Consider the following 19,317-nt stretch of genomic DNA (forward strand, 5'->3'; position numbering starts at 1 on the left):
ATTCTCTCAAAACCAAAAATAAATTAGAAGCGCTATTCGAAAGAAGAGCAGCGTTTGTCATTTATTTTTTCGTTCTTTGAAAACTAGATAACAATATAAGGCAAAAATGATTTGCGTCATTTTACCGCATCGAGTAATAAACCGAGTTAAGTTTTATTGTTTTATTATAGGTCGATGATTCAAGACCTGACAGCCCTTCGGGCTTAGGGGAAGAACATCAGCCGAATTGGTTAAGTTAGAAAGGGCGCACGGTGAATGCCTTGGCACTAGGAGCCGATGAAGGACGGGACTAACACCGATATGCTTCGGGGAGCTGTAAGTAAGCTTTGATCCGGAGATTTCCGAATGGGGAAACCCACTGTTCGTAATGGAACAGTACCTTCACCTGAATTCATAGGGTGATGGAGGCAGACCCGGGGAACTGAAACATCTAAGTACCCGGAGGAACAGAAAGCAAATGCGATTTCCCAAGTAGCGGCGAGCGAAACGGAATGTAGCCCAAACCGAAAGGCTTGCCTTTCGGGGTTGTAGGACACTCTATACGGAGTTACAAAGGAACGGGGTAGACGAAGAGACATGGAAAGGTCCGTCGAAGAAGGTAACAACCCTGTAGTCGAAACTTCGTTCCCTCCAGAGTGGATCCTGAGTACGGCGGGACACGTGAAATCCCGTCGGAAGCAGGGAGGACCATCTCCCAAGGCTAAATACTACCTAGTGACCGATAGTGAACCAGTACCGTGAGGGAAAGGTGAAAAGCACCCCGGAAGGGGAGTGAAAGAGATCCTGAAACCGTGTGCCTACAAGTAGTCAGAGCCCTATGTCCCTTTTGGGAAACGGGTGATGGCGTGCCTTTTGTAGAATGAACCGGCGAGTTACGATTTCATGCAAGGTTAAGTTGATGAGACGGAGCCGCAGCGAAAGCGAGTCTGAATAGGGCGAATGAGTATGAGGTCGTAGACCCGAAACCAGGTGATCTACCCATGTCCAGGGTGAAGTTCAGGTAACACTGAATGGAGGCCCGAACCCACGCACGTTGAAAAGTGCGGGGATGAGGTGTGGGTAGCGGAGAAATTCCAATCGAACCTGGAGATAGCTGGTTCTCTCCGAAATAGCTTTAGGGCTAGCCTCAAGTGTTAAGAGTCTTGGAGGTAGAGCACTGATTGGACTAGGGGCCCATCTCGGGTTACCGAATTCAGTCAAACTCCGAATGCCAATGACTTTTCCTTGGGAGTCAGACTGCGAGTGATAAGATCCGTAGTCAAAAGGGAAACAGCCCAGACCACCAGCTAAGGTCCCAAAGTATACGTTAAGTGGAAAAGGATGTGGAGTTGCTTAGACAACCAGGATGTTGGCTTAGAAGCAGCCACCATTTAAAGAGTGCGTAATAGCTCACTGGTCGAGTGACTCTGCGCCGAAAATGTACCGGGGCTAAACGTATCACCGAAGCTGTGGGTGGACACCTAGGGTGTCCGCGGTAGGAGAGCGTTCTAAGGGCTGAGAAGCCAGACCGGAAGGACTGGTGGAGCGCTTAGAAGTGAGAATGCCGGTATGAGTAGCGAAAGAAGGGTGAGAATCCCTTCCACCGAATGCCTAAGGTTTCCTGAGGAAGGCTCGTCCGCTCAGGGTTAGTCGGGACCTAAGCCGAGGCCGAAAGGCGTAGGCGATGGACAACAGGTTGATATTCCTGTACCACCTATTCATCGTTTGAGCGATGGGGGGACGCAGTAGGATAGGGTAAGCGCGCTGTTGGATTAGCGCGTCCAAGCAGTTAGGCTGAAAACGAGGCAAATCCCGTTTTCACATAAGCTGAGCTGTGATGGCGAGGGAAATTTAGTACCGAAGTTCCTGATTCCACACTGCCAAGAAAAGCCTCTAGCGAGATGAAGGGTGCCCGTACCGCAAACCGACACAGGTAGGCGAGGAGAGAATCCTAAGGTGTGCGAGAGAACTCTCGTTAAGGAACTCGGCAAAATGACCCCGTAACTTCGGGAGAAGGGGTGCTCATCTGGGTGAATAGCCCGGATGAGCCGCAGTGAATAGGCCCAGGCGACTGTTTAGCAAAAACACAGGTCTCTGCGAAGCCGCAAGGCGAAGTATAGGGGCTGACGCCTGCCCGGTGCTGGAAGGTTAAGGGGAGAGGTTAGCGCAAGCGAAGCTTTGAACTGAAGCCCCAGTAAACGGCGGCCGTAACTATAACGGTCCTAAGGTAGCGAAATTCCTTGTCGGGTAAGTTCCGACCCGCACGAAAGGCGTAACGATCTGGGCACTGTCTCAACGAGAGACTCGGTGAAATTATACTACCTGTGAAGATGCAGGTTACCCGCGACAGGACGGAAAGACCCCGTGGAGCTTTACTGCAGCCTGATATTGAATTTTGGTACAGCTTGTACAGGATAGGTAGGAGCCTTTGAAGCCGGAGCGCCAGCTTCGGTGGAGGCATCGGTGGGATACTACCCTGGCTGTATTGAAATTCTAACCCGCGCCCCTTATCGGGGCGGGAGACAGTGTCAGGCGGGCAGTTTGACTGGGGCGGTCGCCTCCTAAAGAGTAACGGAGGCGCCCAAAGGTTCCCTCAGAATGGTTGGAAATCATTCGCAGAGTGTAAAGGCACAAGGGAGCTTGACTGCGAGACCTACAAGTCGAGCAGGGACGAAAGTCGGGCTTAGTGATCCGGTGGTTCCGCATGGAAGGGCCATCGCTCAACGGATAAAAGCTACCCCGGGGATAACAGGCTTATCTCCCCCAAGAGTCCACATCGACGGGGAGGTTTGGCACCTCGATGTCGGCTCATCGCATCCTGGGGCTGTAGTCGGTCCCAAGGGTTGGGCTGTTCGCCCATTAAAGCGGTACGCGAGCTGGGTTCAGAACGTCGTGAGACAGTTCGGTCCCTATCCGTCGTGGGCGCAGGAAATTTGAGAGGAGCTGTCCTTAGTACGAGAGGACCGGGATGGACGCACCGCTGGTGTACCAGTTGTCTTGCCAAAGGCATCGCTGGGTAGCTATGTGCGGACGGGATAAGTGCTGAAAGCATCTAAGCATGAAGCCCCCCTCAAGATGAGATTTCCCATAGCGTCAAGCTAGTAAGATCCCTGAAAGATGATCAGGTAGATAGGTCTGAGGTGGAAGCGTGGCGACACGTGGAGCTGACAGATACTAATCGATCGAGGACTTAACCTATCTTGTTTATACTCGAAAACGTAATGCAAATCAGCCTTTGTTATCTAGTTTTGAAGGAACGAAAGTTACTTCATATCTGTCTGGCAGTTATGGCAAAGAGGCCACACCCGTTCCCATCCCGAACACGGAAGTTAAGCTCTTTAGCGCCGATGGTAGTTGGGGGCTCTCCCCCTGTGAGAGTAGGACGCTGCCGGGCAGTAAGGAAAGACCAGCTAAGAAGCTGGTCTTTTTTGTATTTGTCTACAATTGAAATTGTATTAGACCAGAGGGAAACAAGAAAGGACCCAGTAAAGATGCCGGCTATAGCAGCGAGCAATTTTTTTATATACAAAGATGTAAGCAGATCTGTCTGATAAATTCTCATTGACAGCATCCTTCCAAACCCTTAAAGTATTACATGGTAATAGTTAAACAGTTGAATTATTAAACACAAGAACTTTTACATAGGGGTGAATGTTTGGTGTCTCACAAGAATATAAAAGAGTTAGCGGATCGATATATACTCACTTCCTTTTCAGTGACGAAAACCGGGGAAAGCCTTTTAAAATGCCAGATGGGGGATGAGGTAACGAGTGATCAGCATTATATGCTGAGGTATATTTACAAGTCGCGGGAATGCACGTCTACTGAGCTGGCGGAGGTTTTTGAAGTTAAGAAAAGCGCAATCACCGCAATCATTAACAGACTGTGGGAAAAGGACCTTATTGAACGCACACGCGATGAAAAGGACCGCCGGGTGGTGTATCTGTCTCTCACAGAAAAGGGAGAGGCTATGTACCTGGAAGCAGAGGAGCGGATATATCTTTTGGTGGAGTCATTGATCAGCCGTTTTGAACAGGAAGAGATTGAAAAGTTCCTTGAGACTTACGAGAAGCTGAATAAAGTGCTTTTGGATATTAAGTATAATCTGGGGGAGTAAAGAGTGAATTTGATTATTAAGCAGAAATGGCTGGTTCTTATTTTATGGATAGCCGCCGCCGCCGGGTTGATGTTCGCAGCTCCGAATATGGCTGAGCTGGTCCGGGAGAAGGGTCAGGTTGATGTTCCGAAGGAGTATTCATCGGCAAGGGCCGGGGATATCATGGAGGAAGTGCAGAAGCAGGAAGGCGGCGGGGATGAGACGCAGGTCGCCCTTGTTTTTCATGATAATGTAAAGCTTTCTGCAGAAAAGGTAAAGGAAGCCGAAAAGGCTGTACGGGCACTGGAAGCTCAAAAAGAAAAATTGGGCATCACCCAGATTGTTTCCCACTTTAAGGAAAAGAGCCTGAGGGACCAGCTCATTTCGGAGGACGGCAGATCGGTTCTTGCATCCATCAATGTCAGCTGGAATGGACGTGATGAGGAGCAAGTCAGTGATGCGCTCTATAGGACGATTGAAGATGCAGATGTGGATCACTATTATACAAGCAACTGGATGATCAACAGCGATTTGACCAAAAGCTCTGAGGAAGGGCTGAAGAAGACAGAGGGCATTACGGTTGTGTTCATCCTGGTGGTGCTGTTCCTCGTATTCAGGTCAGTGGTCGCCCCGGTGATCCCGCTTGTAACTGTCGGCTTTTCGTATCTGCTGTCACAATCCATTGTTTCGATGCTTGTAGATAAGCTTGATTTTCCCATTTCAAATTATACACAGATATTCCTTGTGGCCGTTTTGTTCGGCATCGGGACGGATTATTGCATCCTGCTCCTAAGCCGTTTTAAAGAGGAACTCGCCTATAAGGAGTCACTAAGTGACGCGATTGTTCAGACTTACCGCAATGCCGGACGAACTGTGTTCTTCAGCGGTGTGGCGGTCATGATTGGTTTTGCTGCAATAGGATTCTCGCAATTTAAATTGTATCAGTCGGCGGCAGCCGTTGCTGTGGGTGTGGCAGTGTTATTGTTAGCATTGTTCACCATTGTCCCGTTCTTTATGGCAGCCCTTGGCATGAAGATTTTCTGGCCATCAAAGAGCAAGGCAGAGCACGGAGAAAGCAGGCTTTGGGGAATGGCTGGCCGCTTCGCACTAGCCCGTCCGCTCATCGCACTTCTTATTGTAGCTATCGTCTGCGTGCCGTTCCTGTTGAAATATGACGGTGAGCTGTCCTTCAATTCATTAGAGGAAATCAGCGGCGATGTACCATCGATCGAAGCCTTTAATACTATTTCGGACAGTTTTGGCCCCGGGGAATCAATGCCCACACAGATTGTGCTGAAAAACGATGAGAGAATGGATTCAGCCGAGTATATCGGGCTGGCGGAAAAAATCAGTGCAGAGCTTGAAAAGGTGAATCAGGTAGATACCATCCGTTCTGTCACACGCCCGACCGGAGAGCCGATAGAAGACTTTTTTGTGGCTAGGCAGTCCAAAAGCCTGGAAGAAGGTCTTGGAAAAGGCAAGGAAGGCATCAATAAAATCAGCTCAGGACTGCATGAGGCAGGAAGCCAGCTGTCAAGCTCCGCTCCTGAGTTGAAGAGTGCGGTTACAGGAATAGACTCTCTTATTGCCGGAACATCTGAAATACAATCTGGACTAGGGGAGATTCAGACGAATCTCCAAAAGATTGAGAATGGAGTTCGGCAGGGATCAGCCGGTTCATCGGAAATCAAAAATGGAATTGATAAAGCCCGGGCGGGGGCAGATGAGCTAGCCACAAACTATACGAAGCTGCTTGCCGGCTACGAGGCGGTTGGGGAAAACCTGGGCAGCCTTCAATCCCAATATAAAAAAGCAGGCACCGGCCTTGCAAATCTTACAGACGCCCTTGCTGCCATCGAGCCGGAAGACTTTAAAGGGCTTGAAGGCAGGCATGAAGGGCTGGCAGCAGACCCCGGCTATCAGAAGATCAAAGGTACGGTCACCTCAGTGAACCAGGAGCTGCCTAAGCTCTCAGCCGGGATCAACCAGCTGAATAAAGGATTGGGCCGGATTACGGGAGGCGTTAATGAAGCGAATGCCGGCTTTAAGCTGGCAATTGGCGGACAGAAACATATCTCGACCGGGCTGGAAAAGTTATCAGAGGGCATCGGAAAACAAAAGGCAGGCCTTGATCAGCTGGCAGACGGCCAGGGACAGATTATCAGCAATTTCCCGAAAGTCACTCAAGGGCTGCAGGGGATCAATGGCGGCCAAAAGCAGCTGCTTGCCGGTTTTGGCAGCTTAAGCGGCCAGCTTACACAGCTCACTGACGGAATGAATCAGAGCGCAGATGGTCTGGACCAGGTTTCTAAAGGGCTGCAGTCTGCACAAGGGTACTTATCAGGACTCTCCAAAACAGATAAGACCAGCGGTTTCTATCTGCCTGAAGAAGCGCTGGAGAGCAAGGAATTCAAACAGGCGGTGGATGCCTATTATTCCAGGGACCGCAAGTACATGACACTCAATGTCATTTTTAAAGCGAATCCTTATTCCAATGAAGCAATCAAACAGGTTCCTGAAATTAAGGATGCGGTGAAAAGGGCGGTAAAGGATACAAAACTTGAGAACGCGGTAGTTGCGATAGGCGGGATTACAAGTACGAACGCTGACCTTAACAAGATGTCAGGACAGGATTACTCCCGGACAGTCATCCTGATGCTTGCCGGAATCTCCATCATCCTTGTCTTCCTGTTCCGTTCCATCATAATGCCGCTTTATATCATCGGTTCCTTGATCCTTACGTATTACACATCCATGGCCATGAATGAAGTTCTTTACGTGGATATCCTGGGTTACACGGGAATCAGCTGGGCTGTTCCATTCTTCGGCTTTGTGATTCTGATTGCACTTGGTGTGGATTACAGCATATTCCTGATGGACCGCTTCAACGAGTATAAAGAGATGTCTGTCCAGGATGCGATGCTTCTTTCGATGAAGAAGATGGGAACAGTTATCATTTCAGCGGTCATCATCCTCGGCGGTACATTTGCAGCGATGATGCCATCGGGCATGCTGTCCCTGCTCCAGATAGCATCCATTATCCTGATAGGACTCCTGTTGTATGCCTTCATCATGCTGCCGCTCTTAATACCGGTCATGGTGAAGAACTTCGGGAAAGCAAACTGGTGGCCATTTAAACGAGCATAGTGAGTGTAGGAAGCCGTCCGGAAAAGGACGGCTTTTCTTTCCTTGCAGATCGACTGGTGTTAATTTAAGCTATAAGGCATACTAAAAGGAAAGTTATGTGAAAGGGAGAATGGGAAGATGGCGAAGGGCAAGAAAGCAACGTACGAAGTGGGCCCGGGTGAAACGATCGATGAGTGCCTTGCCAGGATAAAGGCTGATGGCTATATGCCGGTCCGCAGGACGGAAAAGCCGGTCTTTAAAGAGGTGAATCAAAGCGGAAAAGTTGAATATGAGCCTGCTGGCCGCCAAATTGTCTTTGAAGCAAGAGAAATGCAGTAAAACACGAACAATAATATTTTTGTATAATGAATTGTTCGAAAATCAGTTGACTCATTACTTCTCAGTTGTTAAGATGAAACCAAGGAAATAAAATATTCGTTTTTCTCTCATATAATAATGGGGATATGGCCCATGAGTTTCTACCTAATTACCGTAAATGATTAGACTATGAGAGAAGATAGCTGTCTTTCGGTGCGTGCATTTTTTTCTTATGATCATTTTACCGGGTGGACTATCTTCTCTCATGGAAGAAGTCTGCCCGGTTTTTATTTTGTCTACAAATAGAGCGGAGGGAAGGAAATGGAGCCAAGAGTTGGCGTGATAATGGGAAGCATCTCTGATTGGGATACGATGAAATATGCATGCGAAGCACTGGAAGATTTGAATATACCTTATGAAAAGAAAGTCATTTCTGCCCACAGAACACCGGACTTAATGTTCGAATATGCGGCATCAGCCAGGGAACGGGGTCTCCGGGTCATCATTGCGGGGGCAGGCGGGGCTGCCCATCTGCCCGGGATGACCGCCTCGAAAACGACGCTACCTGTCATCGGAGTGCCGGTTCAGTCAAAAGCGCTGAACGGTCTTGATTCCCTTCTCTCCATCGTACAGATGCCAGGCGGTGTCCCGGTTGCCGCTACAGCAATAGGAAAAGCAGGGGCAGTCAATGCCGGACTGCTGGCAGCACAGATCCTCGGTGCCGCTGATGAAAAAATTGCCGAAGGACTTGAAGCCATGCGGAAAGAAACTATGGAAAAGGTGTTAATTAGCAGTGAACAGCTTACATTCTAAAACGATCCTGCCTGGACAGACGATCGGGATAATCGGAGGAGGACAGCTCGGGAGAATGATGGCCCTGGCTGCGAGGGCAGCGGGTTTCCGCATAGCCGTGCTCGATCCTGTACAGGGCTGTCCATGCGGGCAGGTGGCAGACCTAGAAATCACCGCTTCCTATGACGATCTAGCGGCACTCGAGAGACTGGCCTCAGTCAGTGACATTATCACCTTTGAGTTTGAGAATATTAATGCAGAGGCACTGGGGTGGCTGCAGTCCTATGCGCATATCCCGCAGGGAACTTCCCTTTTAAGAATCAGCCAGGACCGGATTCTTGAGAAAGAAGCGATCCTTGCAGCGGGAGTCCCGGTTGCGCCTTACGGTATAATTAACGAGTCCCGGGACATTTATAAAGAGATCGAAAAACTTGGCTATCCAAGCGTTTTGAAAACATCCCGCGGAGGCTACGACGGAAAAGGGCAGTATGTGATCCGGAAGGAAAGCGACATTCCGGCGGCGGAAGGGCTGCTTGATTCCGGCCCGTGTGTGCTCGAGGCCTGGGTGCCGTTCGAGAAGGAGATCTCGGTCATTGTCACCCGCAAGGAAAACGGAGATTACTCCGTATTCCCTGCAGCCGAGAATATCCACCATGACAATATTCTTCATCAGACAATCGTCCCGGCCCGCATCTCAGCGGAAGCCGAGGACAAAGCGAGGCAGAGAGCGGTTCAGCTTGCTGAACATCTAAAGCTTGTCGGCACGCTGGCGGTGGAAATTTTCCTCACAGGCGAGGGGGATATACTCATAAATGAGGTGGCCCCGAGGCCGCATAACTCGGGGCATTATACCATTGAGGCATGCGCCACCTCTCAGTTCGAGCAGCATATCCGGGCGGTCTGCAACTGGCCGCTCGGGGAAACGGACCTCTTGAGGCCGGCTGTGATGATCAATATCCTCGGTGAGCATATGGAACCCCTGATGGAGGAAATTCCATCTCTGGATGGATGGAAGGTCCATTTATACGGCAAGGATGAAGCAAAGGAAAAGCGCAAGATGGGACATATAACGATTTTGAGGGAACGGGCGGAATATGCACTAGAAGAAGCTTCGAGGAGCAGGATCTGGAAGGCTTATTAAGAAAACGGAGGATTTATCATGATTGAACGTTATACAAGACCGGAGATGGGAGCTGTCTGGACAGAAGAGAACCGATTCCAGGCATGGCTCGAGGTAGAAATTCTGGCATGCGAGGCATGGGCAGAGATGGGAGTGATCCCTAAAGAAGATGCGGCACTCCTTCGGGAGAAAGCTTCCTTCGATGTTAACCGAATCAAGGAAATTGAAGAAGAAACACGCCATGATGTGGTGGCCTTCACCCGTGCAGTTTCTGAGACGCTCGGTGACGAGCGGAAATGGGTCCACTACGGACTTACATCAACAGATGTCGTAGATACGGCGCTTTCTTATACATTAAAGCAGGCTAATGAAATTCTTCTGAAGGATGTAGAGAGATTTGTGGAAATCCTGAGCGGCAAGGCAAAGGAACATAAATATACAGTCATGATGGGCCGTACGCACGGTGTTCATGCGGAGCCTACCACTTTCGGATTAAAGCTTGCACTATGGCATGAGGAAATGAAGCGGAACCTGGAGCGCTTCAGGCAGGCAATGAAAACGATCGAAGTCGGGAAGATTTCCGGTGCGGTGGGCACTTATGCCAATATCGATCCTTTTGTTGAGAAGTATGTATGCGAAAAGCTGGGACTTGAGGCAGCGCCAATTTCAACCCAGACGCTTCAGCGTGACCGTCATGCCCAGTACCTAAGCACGATTGCCTTAATTGCGACTTCGATTGAAAAATTCGCCGTGGAAATCCGCGGATTGCAAAAAAGCGAAACGCGTGAGGTGGAGGAGTTCTTTGCCAAAGGACAGAAAGGTTCCTCTGCCATGCCGCACAAACGGAATCCGATCGGCTCAGAGAACATGACCGGCCTTGCCCGCCTGATCAGGGGCTATATGATGACCGCTTATGAGAATGTGCCGCTTTGGCATGAAAGGGATATTTCCCATTCGTCTGCGGAGCGTGTGATTCTGCCGGATGCGACGATTGCTCTGAATTATATGCTGAACCGGTTTGGCAATATCGTAAAGAACCTGACCGTGTTCCCTGAAAACATGAAGCGGAATATGGACCGCACCCTGGGCCTCATCTATTCACAGCGTGTCCTGCTGGCACTGATCGATAAGGGTCTTGCCCGTGAAGAAGCGTATGATACCGTTCAGCCAAAAGCCATGCAGGCCTGGGAAGAGCAAGTGCAGTTCCGCTCACTCATCGAAGCAGACGACAAAATCACATCCCTGCTCTCACCAGATGAAATTGCAGACTGCTTTGACTATAACTACCACCTGAAATACGTCGACACAATCTTTGACCGCCTGGGTTTGTAAGGCTTGGGAAATGGGGGGCTGTCCCCCGCTAAAATGCTGTCAAAGCCTTGCGGTATAAGGTTTTGGCAGTCTGGGAAGTAGGGGACAGTCCCCCAAAAAAACTATCACTGGAGGGGAAGCGGATGCTTAGAGGAAGTTTGTTGTACGAGGGAAAGGCGAAGAGGATTTATGGGACGGATACGGAGGGTGTGGTCCTGGTTGAGTACAAGGATTCGGCGACAGCTTTTAATGGAGAGAAGAAGGCTGAGATTGCAGGTAAGGGAATCTTGAATAATGAGATCACAAGCCTGTTGTTCCTGAAGCTTGAGGAAGCGGGAATTCCTTCGCATTTTTTGAAGAAGATCACTGAACGTGAACAGCTCGTACAGCGGGTGAGCATCATTCCCCTTGAAGTGGTAGTGAGGAATTATTCGGCAGGCAGTCTGGCCAAACGGCTTGGAATTGAGGAAGGAATCCGGTTCAAGCAGCCAATCGTGGAGTTTTACCTGAAGGACGATAACCTTGGCGATCCGCTGATCATCGAATCACATATCAGAGAATTAGAGATTGCTAGTTTAGATGAATTGCGGAAGCTTAAGGAGCATGCAGTCAAAGTGAATGCAGTTTTATCCAGCTTTTTTGAAGAAATCGGCATCCGCCTTGTTGATTTTAAGCTCGAGTTTGGAAAGACTCCGTCAGGCGAGATTCTGCTTGCTGACGAGATATCTCCGGACACCTGCAGGCTGTGGGATTTAGAAACAAATGAAAAGCTCGATAAGGATGTATTCCGAAGAGATTTAGGCAGCTTAACGGAAGCGTATGAAAATATTCTGACAAGATTAGGGGGACGTCTTCATGTATAAAGTGAGAGTGTATGTAACATTGCGCGAAAGTGTATTGGATCCGCAAGGGGCGGCTGTAAAAGGTTCGCTGCACAGTATGTCTTATGAGGAAGTAAAGGATGTCCGCATTGGCAAATACTTAGAGCTTACCATCGAAAAATCAGATCGCGACCTGGATGTGCTCGTTCGTGAAATGTGTGAAAAGCTGCTCGCCAATACGGTCATTGAGGACTACCGATATGAAGCTGAGGAGGTTGTCGCCCTGTGAGGTTCGCAGTAATCGTATTCCCCGGTTCCAATTGTGATGTTGATATGTACCACGCCATCCGCGATGAGTTGGGGGAAGAGGCCGAGTATATCTGGCATACAGAAGGCAGCCTTGAAGGCTATGACGGCATCCTCCTGCCCGGCGGGTTTTCATATGGCGATTATCTCCGCTCAGGCGCCATCGCCCGTTTTTCCAATGTGATGGGCGAGGTAATCAAGGCTGCAGGCGGGGGCATGCCGGTCCTTGGTGTCTGCAATGGCTTCCAGATCCTGCTTGAGGCGGGGCTGCTGCCGGGTGCTATGAGGCGCAACTCCAATCTGAAGTTCATGTGCAGGACTGTCCAGCTGAAGGTGGAAAATGCGGATACCCTCTTTACCGGGGCCTATTCGCAGGATGAGGTGATCGATATCCCGATAGCCCATGGTGAAGGCAGCTATTACTGTGATGAAGAAACGCTTGCGTCATTAAAGGAAAACCGCCAGATCGTGTTTACCTATCATGGGGAAAACCCGAACGGCAGCCTGGCTGACATTGCCGGGATCACAAACGAGCGCGGGAATGTGCTTGGCATGATGCCCCATCCCGAACGTGCCGTTGATAAACTCCTCGGGAGTGCCGATGGATTAAGATTATTTCAATCAATCGTGAAAAACTGGAGGGAATCTCATGTCGTTAATGCTTGAACCAAATCCTGAAATGATCAAGACTGAGAGAATTTATACAGAAATGGGATTAACGGATGAAGAATTTGAGATGGCAGTGAGCACCCTGGGCAGGCTGCCCAACTATACAGAGCTTGGGCTATTCTCGGTTATGTGGTCGGAGCATTGCAGCTATAAAAACTCAAAGCCGGTGCTCGCTAAATTCCCGACCAAGGGTGAAAAAGTATTGCAGGGCCCGGGGGAAGGGGCAGGCATCGTCGATATTGGAGACAGCCAGGCTGTGGTTTTCAAGATTGAGAGCCATAATCACCCTTCAGCCATCGAACCTTATCAGGGAGCGGCAACAGGAGTGGGAGGCATCATCCGCGATGTTTTTTCCATGGGCGCCCGTCCTATTGCCCTATTAAACTCGCTCCGCTTCGGCGAACTCGAAACGCCGCGCGTGAAATATCTTTTTAAAGAAGTGGTAGCCGGAATTGCAGGCTACGGGAACTGCATTGGGATCCCGACGGTCGGGGGAGAAATCCAATTCGATCCCTCTTATGAAGGCAACCCCCTTGTAAATGCGATGTGCGTGGGGCTGATCAACCATCAAGATATCAAAAAGGGCCAGGCGCATGGAACCGGCAATACTGTGATGTATGTGGGTGCGAAGACAGGACGGGACGGAATCCATGGAGCGACATTTGCATCAGAGGAGCTGACAGAGGCATCCGACGAAAAGCGTCCTGCTGTCCAGGTTGGAGATCCATTCATGGAGAAGCTGCTTCTCGAAGCATGCCTTGAGCTCATCCATAATGATGCCCTTGTCGGCATTCAGGACATGGGGGCTGCGGGGCTGACAAGCTCCTCGGCGGAAATGGCCAGCAAGGCCGGATCCGGAATTGAAATGAACCTTGACTTAGTCCCGCAGCGGGAAACAGGAATGACAGCATACGAAATGATGCTTTCAGAGTCACAGGAGCGGATGCTGATTGTTGTTGAAAAGGGCCGCGAGCAGGAAATCATTGATTTATTTTCCAAATACGGCCTTGAGGCAGTGGCTGTCGGGAAAGTGACGGATGATAAAAAACTCCGCCTCCTCCATAAGGGAGAGGTAGTCGCAGATGTTCCTGTCGATGCCCTTGCAGAGGAAGCTCCGGTTTATCATAAGCCGTCCAGCGAGCCGGCCTTTTATCGTGAATTCCAGGAGATGGAGGTATCCATCCCGCAGGTTGAAGACTATGAAGAAACATTGAAAGCTCTCCTGTCACAGCCGACAATCGCAAGCAAGGAGTGGGTGTATGATCAGTATGATTATATGGTCAGGACAAATACAGTTGTCGCCCCAGGCTCCGATGCAGCTGTGGTGCGCATCCGGGAAACAAACAAGGCGCTTGCGATGACAACGGACTGCAACTCCCGTTATCTGTATCTGGACCCGGAAATGGGCGGAAAGATCGCAGTCGCCGAGGCAGCGCGGAATATCATCTGCTCTGGCGCAGAGCCGCTTGCTATCACGGACTGTCTAAATTTTGGCAATCCTGAGAAACCGGAGATTTTCTGGCAGATCGAAAAGGCGGCGGACGGCATGAGTGAAGCCTGCCGCACCCTTGGAACCCCGGTCATCGGAGGGAACGTATCCCTTTATAATGAGACAAACGGGGAAGCGGTCTACCCGACTCCTGTAGTCGGTATGGTCGGACTGATTAAGGACCTGAAGCATATCACCACCCAAAGCTTTAAGAATGCCGGTGACAGCATCTATGTAATCGGCGAAACGAAGGATGAATTCGGTGGAAGCGAGCTGCAGAAGCTGCAGAATGGCCGGATCTTTGGCCGCGCTCCTGAACTTGACCTGGATATCGAATCAAGGCGCCAGGGAGCACTTCTGTCAGCCATCCAGGGCGGACTGGTGAAATCCGCACATGATATCGCCGAGGGAGGCTTTGCGGTTGCCCTGGCAGAATCCGTTTTTGGTACCGGTCACGGAGCGGCTGTCAAAGTGGGAGGACCTGCTGTTTCCGCCCTGTTTTCCGAAACGCAGTCCCGCTTCATTGTGTCAGTGGCACCTCAGGATAAAGAGGCATTTGAAACTCTGGCCGTTGATGCAGTGGAAATAGGCGTTGTCACGGAGGCACCCCGGCTTGAAATTACAGATGGAAGCGGCAATGAACTGATTAAAGCTGAAGTGGCTGGACTATTTGCAGCCTGGAAAGGAGCGATTCCATGCTTGCTGAATTAAAAGGCTTGAATGAAGAGTGCGGCGTGTTTGGCGTTTGGGGCCATCCGGATGCCGCACAGATAACGTATTACGGCCTTCATGCCCTTCAGCACAGGGGCCAGGAGGGTGCAGGGATTGTCGTGCGGGATGAAAACGGCCTGAAGTGTGTGAAAGGGGAGGGCCTTGTTACCGAAGTCTTCACACAGGATAAAATCGGACAGATGAGCGGAACGGCAGCCCTCGGCCACGTCAGATATGCGACGGCAGGCGGCGGGGGCCTGGAGAATGTGCAGCCCCTCTTGTTCCGCTCGCAGAATGGAAGCCTTGCGATCGCCCATAATGGCAACCTTGTGAATGCACTCCAGCTGAAGCATCAGCTCGAGGCACAGGGAAGCATCTTCCAGACCACATCTGACACAGAAGTGCTGGCCCACCTGATCAAACGCTCCGGTTTTTCGGATTTAAGGCAGCAGAAGAAGAACGCCTTGAGCATGCTGAAAGGGGCCTATGCCTTCCTGACGATGAACGAGACGGAAATGCTGGCAGCACTCGATCCTAATGGCCTTCGTCCGCTGTCGCTCGGAAGGCTTGGAGATGCATATGTGCTTGCTTCGGAAACCTGTGCCCTTGATATTGTCGGGGCTGAATTTGTCAGGGATATCGAACCGGGCGAGCTTTTGATCATCAATAATCAAGGCATCCGCTCTGAACGGTTTGCCACGAGTGCCAACCGCTCCATGTGCACGATGGAATATATCTATTTTTCCAGACCGGACAGCAATATAGACGGCATTAATGTCCATACAGCGAGGAAGAATCTTGGAAAGCAATTGGCCCTTGAAGTTCCGATCGAAGCGGATGTGGTGACAGGCGTACCGGATTCAAGCATCTCAGTCGCCATCGGCTATGCGGAAGCAACCGGAATTCCCTATGAAATGGGACTCATCAAGAACCGATATGTAGGAAGGACCTTCATCCAGCCGTCACAGTCTCTCCGGGAACAGGGTGTGAAGATGAAACTTGCTCCGGTCCGCGGGGTGGTGGAAGGAAAGCGTGTGATCATGGTGGATGATTCTATCGTCAGGGGAACGACAAGCAGGCGGATCGTCAATATGCTTAAAGAGGCAGGGGCAAAAGAAGTGCATGTGGTCATCAGCTCGCCGCCCATAAAAAACCCATGCTTCTACGGCATTGATACATCATCACGCGACGAACTCATCGCCGCTTCTAATTCCATCGAAGAAATCCGGGAGCTGATCGGAGCTGACACCCTTACTTTCCTGTCACCTGAAGGCACCATTAAAGCCCTCGGCCGGCCATTCGAAGGCGGCGGCCAATGCATGGCCTGCTTCACCGGCAAATATCCGACAGAAATCTACGATATGGGAACAGACCCCATTTCCCAGATTATTTCCGAGGAGGATGGTGTGTACCATGGCTAATGCATATAAGCAGGCAGGTGTGGATATCGAAGCGGGCTATGAGGCGGTCGGCCGCATGAAGAAGCATGTGAACCGGACCATGAGGCCGGAGGTTCTGAGTGGTCTTGGCGGGTTCGGCGGGATGTTCGACCTGTCCGCCATCGGACTGAAGGAGCCGGTGCTTGTATCTGGCACAGACGGCGTCGGGACCAAGCTGATGCTTGCCTTCCTGATGGATAAGCACGATACGATAGGAATCGACTGTGTAGCCATGTGTGTGAATGACATTATTGTACAGGGTGCCAAGCCGCTGTATTTCCTGGATTACATTGCCTGCGGAAAAGCGGATCCGGAGCGGATCGAAGCCATCGTAAAGGGAATCGCTGAAGGCTGCGTTCAGGCAGGCTGTGCCCTGATTGGCGGAGAGACGGCGGAGATGCCGGGAATGTACGATGAGCAGGAGTATGATCTGGCAGGATTTGCTGTTGGGGCCGTCGAGAAATCAGCTCTGGTCACAGGCAGGGAAATTGAAGCTGGTGATGTGCTGATCGGGCTCCCATCGAGCGGGATCCACAGCAACGGTTATTCTCTCGTCAGGAAAATCCTGCTTGGCGACCATAGTTTTGACCTTCATCAGTATGTGGAGGAACTGGGCTGTACCCTTGGCGAGGAGCTCCTGCGCCCGACAAGGATCTATGTAAAGCCGCTCGCCGGGGCGCTCGAGAACTTCCAGATTAACGGGATGGCCCATATCACGGGAGGCGGCTTTATTGAGAACATTCCACGGATGCTTCCGGATGGACTCGGCGTTTCAATCCAGGAAGGGAGCTGGGACATCCCGCCGATCTTCAAACTTCTTCGGGAAAAAGGAAATCTGAAGCGGGAAGAAATGTACAATATCTTTAATATGGGCATCGGCATGGTCGTTTCGATAAGGGAAAGCGAAGCCGGCGCATTGATGGATTATTTTACATCCCAGGGAGAAGAGGCGCGGATCATCGGCCGAGTGGTAAAAGGTGAAGGCACTGTCTTTACGGGAGAAGCATCATGAAGAGAATCGCCGTATTTGCGTCAGGAAGCGGAAGCAATTTCCACTCTATTTCAGAAGCGGTCCGCGAAAATAAGCTGGATGCAGAGATTGTCCTTTTGGTCTGTGACCGCCCCGGCGCACTTGCTGCCCGGCGCGCTGACCAAAAAGGCATTCCTGCTTTTGTTTTTTCGCCTAAGGATTACAGCGGCAAACAGGCCTTTGAGGAAGAAATTCTTTCCAGGCTGGAAGAATGCAGGGCAGATCTAATTGTCCTTGCCGGTTATATGAGACTGATAGGTCCGACTCTGCTTTCTGCCTATCCTGGACGGATTATCAATATCCATCCATCACTCCTTCCGGCTTTTCCGGGACGGGATGCCATCGGACAGGCGTTTGATGCCGGAGTCAAGGTAACCGGGGTGACGGTCCATTATGTGGACGAAGGAATGGATACCGGGCCGATCATCGCTCAGAAGGCACTCAATGTGCTCGGTGGCGACACAAGGGAGACCCTGCAGGCGAAAATTCAGGAAATTGAACATAAGCTGTATCCTGCTGTATTGCAGGAGCTGCTAGAAAAGCAATTTGGGCTGGAGGAATTGAAACATGTCTAAGAGAGCATTACTCAGCGTATCAGACAAAACGGGGATAGTAGAATTTGCAAAGGGTTTGAAGGAAGCGGGCTTTGAGATCATCTCTACCGGCGGCACCAAAGGGGCGCTGATGGAGGAAGGAATCGAAGTAACAGGGATCAGCGAGATCACCGGTTTCCCTGAAATCCTTGGCGGGCGTGTAAAGACTCTTCATCCGAATGTCCATGGAGGACTGCTCGGGAGACATGGGGATGAGGATCACCGCGGACAGATGGAAGCACATGGCATCCAGCCCATCGGAGTGGTATGCGTCAATCTATATCCATTTCAGCAGACTATCGCAAAACCGGGGGTGCAGCCCGAGGATGCCATCGAAAACATCGACATCGGCGGACCGGCCATGCTTCGTTCTTCGGCCAAAAACCATGAATATGTTACAGTGATCGTGGATCCTGCCGACTACGGGGCGGTCCTGAGCCAAATAAAGGAAAATGGTGAAGTCCAGCCTGCAGTGAGAAGAAAACTTGCGGCCAAGGTGTTCCGCCATACAGCCGCATATGATGCTGTTATTTCCGATTATATGACCCGTCTTGCGGAGGAGGAAAATCCAGAAAGCCTGACACTTACGTATGATTTGAAGCAGCCTCTCCGCTACGGGGAAAACCCGCACCAGAAAGCATCTTTTTATAAAAAACCGCTTGGCTCTGAATTTTCACTCGCTTATGCAAGACAGCTGCACGGCAAGGAATTGTCTTATAACAATATCAATGATGCAGATGCTGCCCTGCAGATCGTGAAGGAATTTAACGAACCCGCAGCGGTGGCCGTCAAGCATATGAATCCGTGCGGGGCTGGGACCGGTGACAGCATCAGCAGTGCGTTCCAGAAAGCCTTTGACGCCGATCCGGTCTCCATATTCGGCGGGATTGTTGCCCTTAACCGCGAGGTAGACCGGGAAACGGCTGAAAAGCTTCATGAAATATTCCTTGAGATTGTCATTGCTCCTTCATTTTCAAATGAAGCCCTGGATATTCTGACAGGAAAGAAAAATCTCCGTCTGCTGACCGTGGATTTCGACTCCTCACAAACAGCCGGCAAAAAAATTACCTCCATTGAGGGAGGACTCCTTGTACAGGACATGGACACATATGGACTTGAAGAAGCCAGTCTCTCCATCCCGACAAAGCGTGAGCCGACCGATCAGGAATGGGCTGCCTTGAAGCTCGGCTGGAAAACGGTCAAGCATGTGAAATCCAATGCCATCGTAGTGGCTGCAGAAGACAAGACAATCGGTATCGGCGCGGGCCAGATGAACCGTGTCGGTGCAGCAAAGATTGCACTTGAGCAGGCCGGTGAAAAAGCGAAAGGAGCTGCACTTGCTTCAGATGCTTTCTTCCCTATGGATGATACCGTCGAAGCTGCTGCCAAAGCAGGGATCACCGCCATCATCCAGCCGGGGGGATCTATCCGGGATGAAGACTCGATCAAAAAAGCGGATGAATACAATATCGCCATGGTATTCACAGGCATAAGGCATTTCAAACACTGATACAGGG

14 protein-coding genes, 2 rRNA genes and 1 riboswitch are annotated in these 19,317 nt (G+C 50.6%); all 16 genes read left to right on the forward strand.

Translation table 11 applies throughout. The features are described 5' to 3' along the window. Positions 1-228: 228 nt before the first annotated feature. The 16 genes from V1501_RS01990 (at position 229) to purH (ending at position 19,310) form a co-directional block, all read left to right on the forward strand. Positions 229-3,177: ribosomal RNA gene (locus V1501_RS01990) — 23S ribosomal RNA — on the forward strand. A gap of 79 nt (positions 3,178-3,256) precedes the next feature. Beyond that, a 5S ribosomal RNA gene (gene rrf, locus V1501_RS01995) occupies positions 3,257-3,373 on the forward strand. Between the two features lie 264 nt (positions 3,374-3,637). Further along, complete coding sequence (locus V1501_RS02000; protein ID WP_409291194.1) at positions 3,638-4,096, forward strand: MarR family winged helix-turn-helix transcriptional regulator; 459 nt, start codon at positions 3,638-3,640, stop codon at positions 4,094-4,096. Positions 4,097-4,099: 3 nt separating this feature from the next. Further along, positions 4,100-7,222, forward strand: coding sequence for an MMPL family transporter (locus V1501_RS02005; protein ID WP_409291195.1), 3,123 nt, complete (start codon positions 4,100-4,102; stop codon positions 7,220-7,222). Between the two features lie 117 nt (positions 7,223-7,339). Continuing rightward, entirely contained in the window at positions 7,340-7,540 is a 201-nt protein-coding gene (locus tag V1501_RS02010) for an NETI motif-containing protein (protein ID WP_409291196.1), read from the forward strand. Positions 7,541-7,627: 87 nt separating this feature from the next. Then, a riboswitch (purine riboswitch) is annotated at positions 7,628-7,729 on the forward strand. A gap of 111 nt (positions 7,730-7,840) precedes the next feature. Further along, the gene (gene purE / locus V1501_RS02015; protein ID WP_409291197.1) at positions 7,841-8,332 is read left to right on the forward strand and encodes a 5-(carboxyamino)imidazole ribonucleotide mutase; all 492 of its coding nucleotides are present in this window, start codon (positions 7,841-7,843) and stop codon (positions 8,330-8,332) included. Further along, a complete protein-coding gene (gene purK / locus V1501_RS02020; RefSeq protein WP_409291198.1) occupies positions 8,313-9,452 on the forward strand; it encodes a 5-(carboxyamino)imidazole ribonucleotide synthase in 1,140 nt (379 codons plus the stop codon). The genes purE and purK overlap by 20 nt, the downstream gene beginning before the upstream one ends. Positions 9,453-9,470: 18 nt before the next feature. Continuing rightward, complete coding sequence (gene purB / locus V1501_RS02025) at positions 9,471-10,763, forward strand: adenylosuccinate lyase (protein WP_409291199.1); 1,293 nt, start codon at positions 9,471-9,473, stop codon at positions 10,761-10,763. A 122-nt stretch (positions 10,764-10,885) separates the two neighbouring features. Next, on the forward strand, positions 10,886-11,605 hold the full coding sequence (gene purC / locus V1501_RS02030) for a phosphoribosylaminoimidazolesuccinocarboxamide synthase (protein WP_409291200.1): 720 nt from the start codon (positions 10,886-10,888) through the stop codon (positions 11,603-11,605). Beyond that, complete coding sequence (purS, locus tag V1501_RS02035) at positions 11,598-11,852, forward strand: phosphoribosylformylglycinamidine synthase subunit PurS (RefSeq protein ID WP_409291202.1); 255 nt, start codon at positions 11,598-11,600, stop codon at positions 11,850-11,852. Before purC ends, purS begins: the two co-directional genes overlap by 8 nt. Continuing rightward, entirely contained in the window at positions 11,849-12,535 is a 687-nt protein-coding gene (purQ, locus tag V1501_RS02040) for a phosphoribosylformylglycinamidine synthase subunit PurQ (protein ID WP_409291203.1), read from the forward strand. Before purS ends, purQ begins: the two co-directional genes overlap by 4 nt. After that, entirely contained in the window at positions 12,519-14,738 is a 2,220-nt protein-coding gene (gene purL, locus V1501_RS02045; protein WP_409291204.1) for a phosphoribosylformylglycinamidine synthase subunit PurL, read from the forward strand. The genes purQ and purL overlap by 17 nt, the downstream gene beginning before the upstream one ends. Beyond that, positions 14,723-16,159, forward strand: coding sequence for an amidophosphoribosyltransferase (gene purF, locus V1501_RS02050; RefSeq protein ID WP_409291205.1), 1,437 nt, complete (start codon positions 14,723-14,725; stop codon positions 16,157-16,159). Before purL ends, purF begins: the two co-directional genes overlap by 16 nt. Then, a complete protein-coding gene (gene purM, locus V1501_RS02055) occupies positions 16,152-17,189 on the forward strand; it encodes a phosphoribosylformylglycinamidine cyclo-ligase (RefSeq protein WP_409291206.1) in 1,038 nt (345 codons plus the stop codon). Before purF ends, purM begins: the two co-directional genes overlap by 8 nt. Further along, positions 17,186-17,782 carry a phosphoribosylglycinamide formyltransferase gene (gene purN, locus V1501_RS02060; RefSeq protein ID WP_409291207.1) on the forward strand — a complete coding sequence of 199 codons (597 nt, stop codon included), beginning with the start codon at positions 17,186-17,188 and terminating at the stop codon, positions 17,780-17,782. Before purM ends, purN begins: the two co-directional genes overlap by 4 nt. Next, complete coding sequence (gene purH / locus V1501_RS02065) at positions 17,775-19,310, forward strand: bifunctional phosphoribosylaminoimidazolecarboxamide formyltransferase/IMP cyclohydrolase (RefSeq protein ID WP_409291208.1); 1,536 nt, start codon at positions 17,775-17,777, stop codon at positions 19,308-19,310. The genes purN and purH overlap by 8 nt, the downstream gene beginning before the upstream one ends. Positions 19,311-19,317 lie beyond the last annotated feature (7 nt).

Origin of the sequence: Paraperibacillus esterisolvens (genome assembly GCF_046237625.1) — a bacterium.
GTDB lineage: Bacteria > Bacillota > Bacilli > Bacillales > DSM-1321 > Paraperibacillus > Paraperibacillus esterisolvens.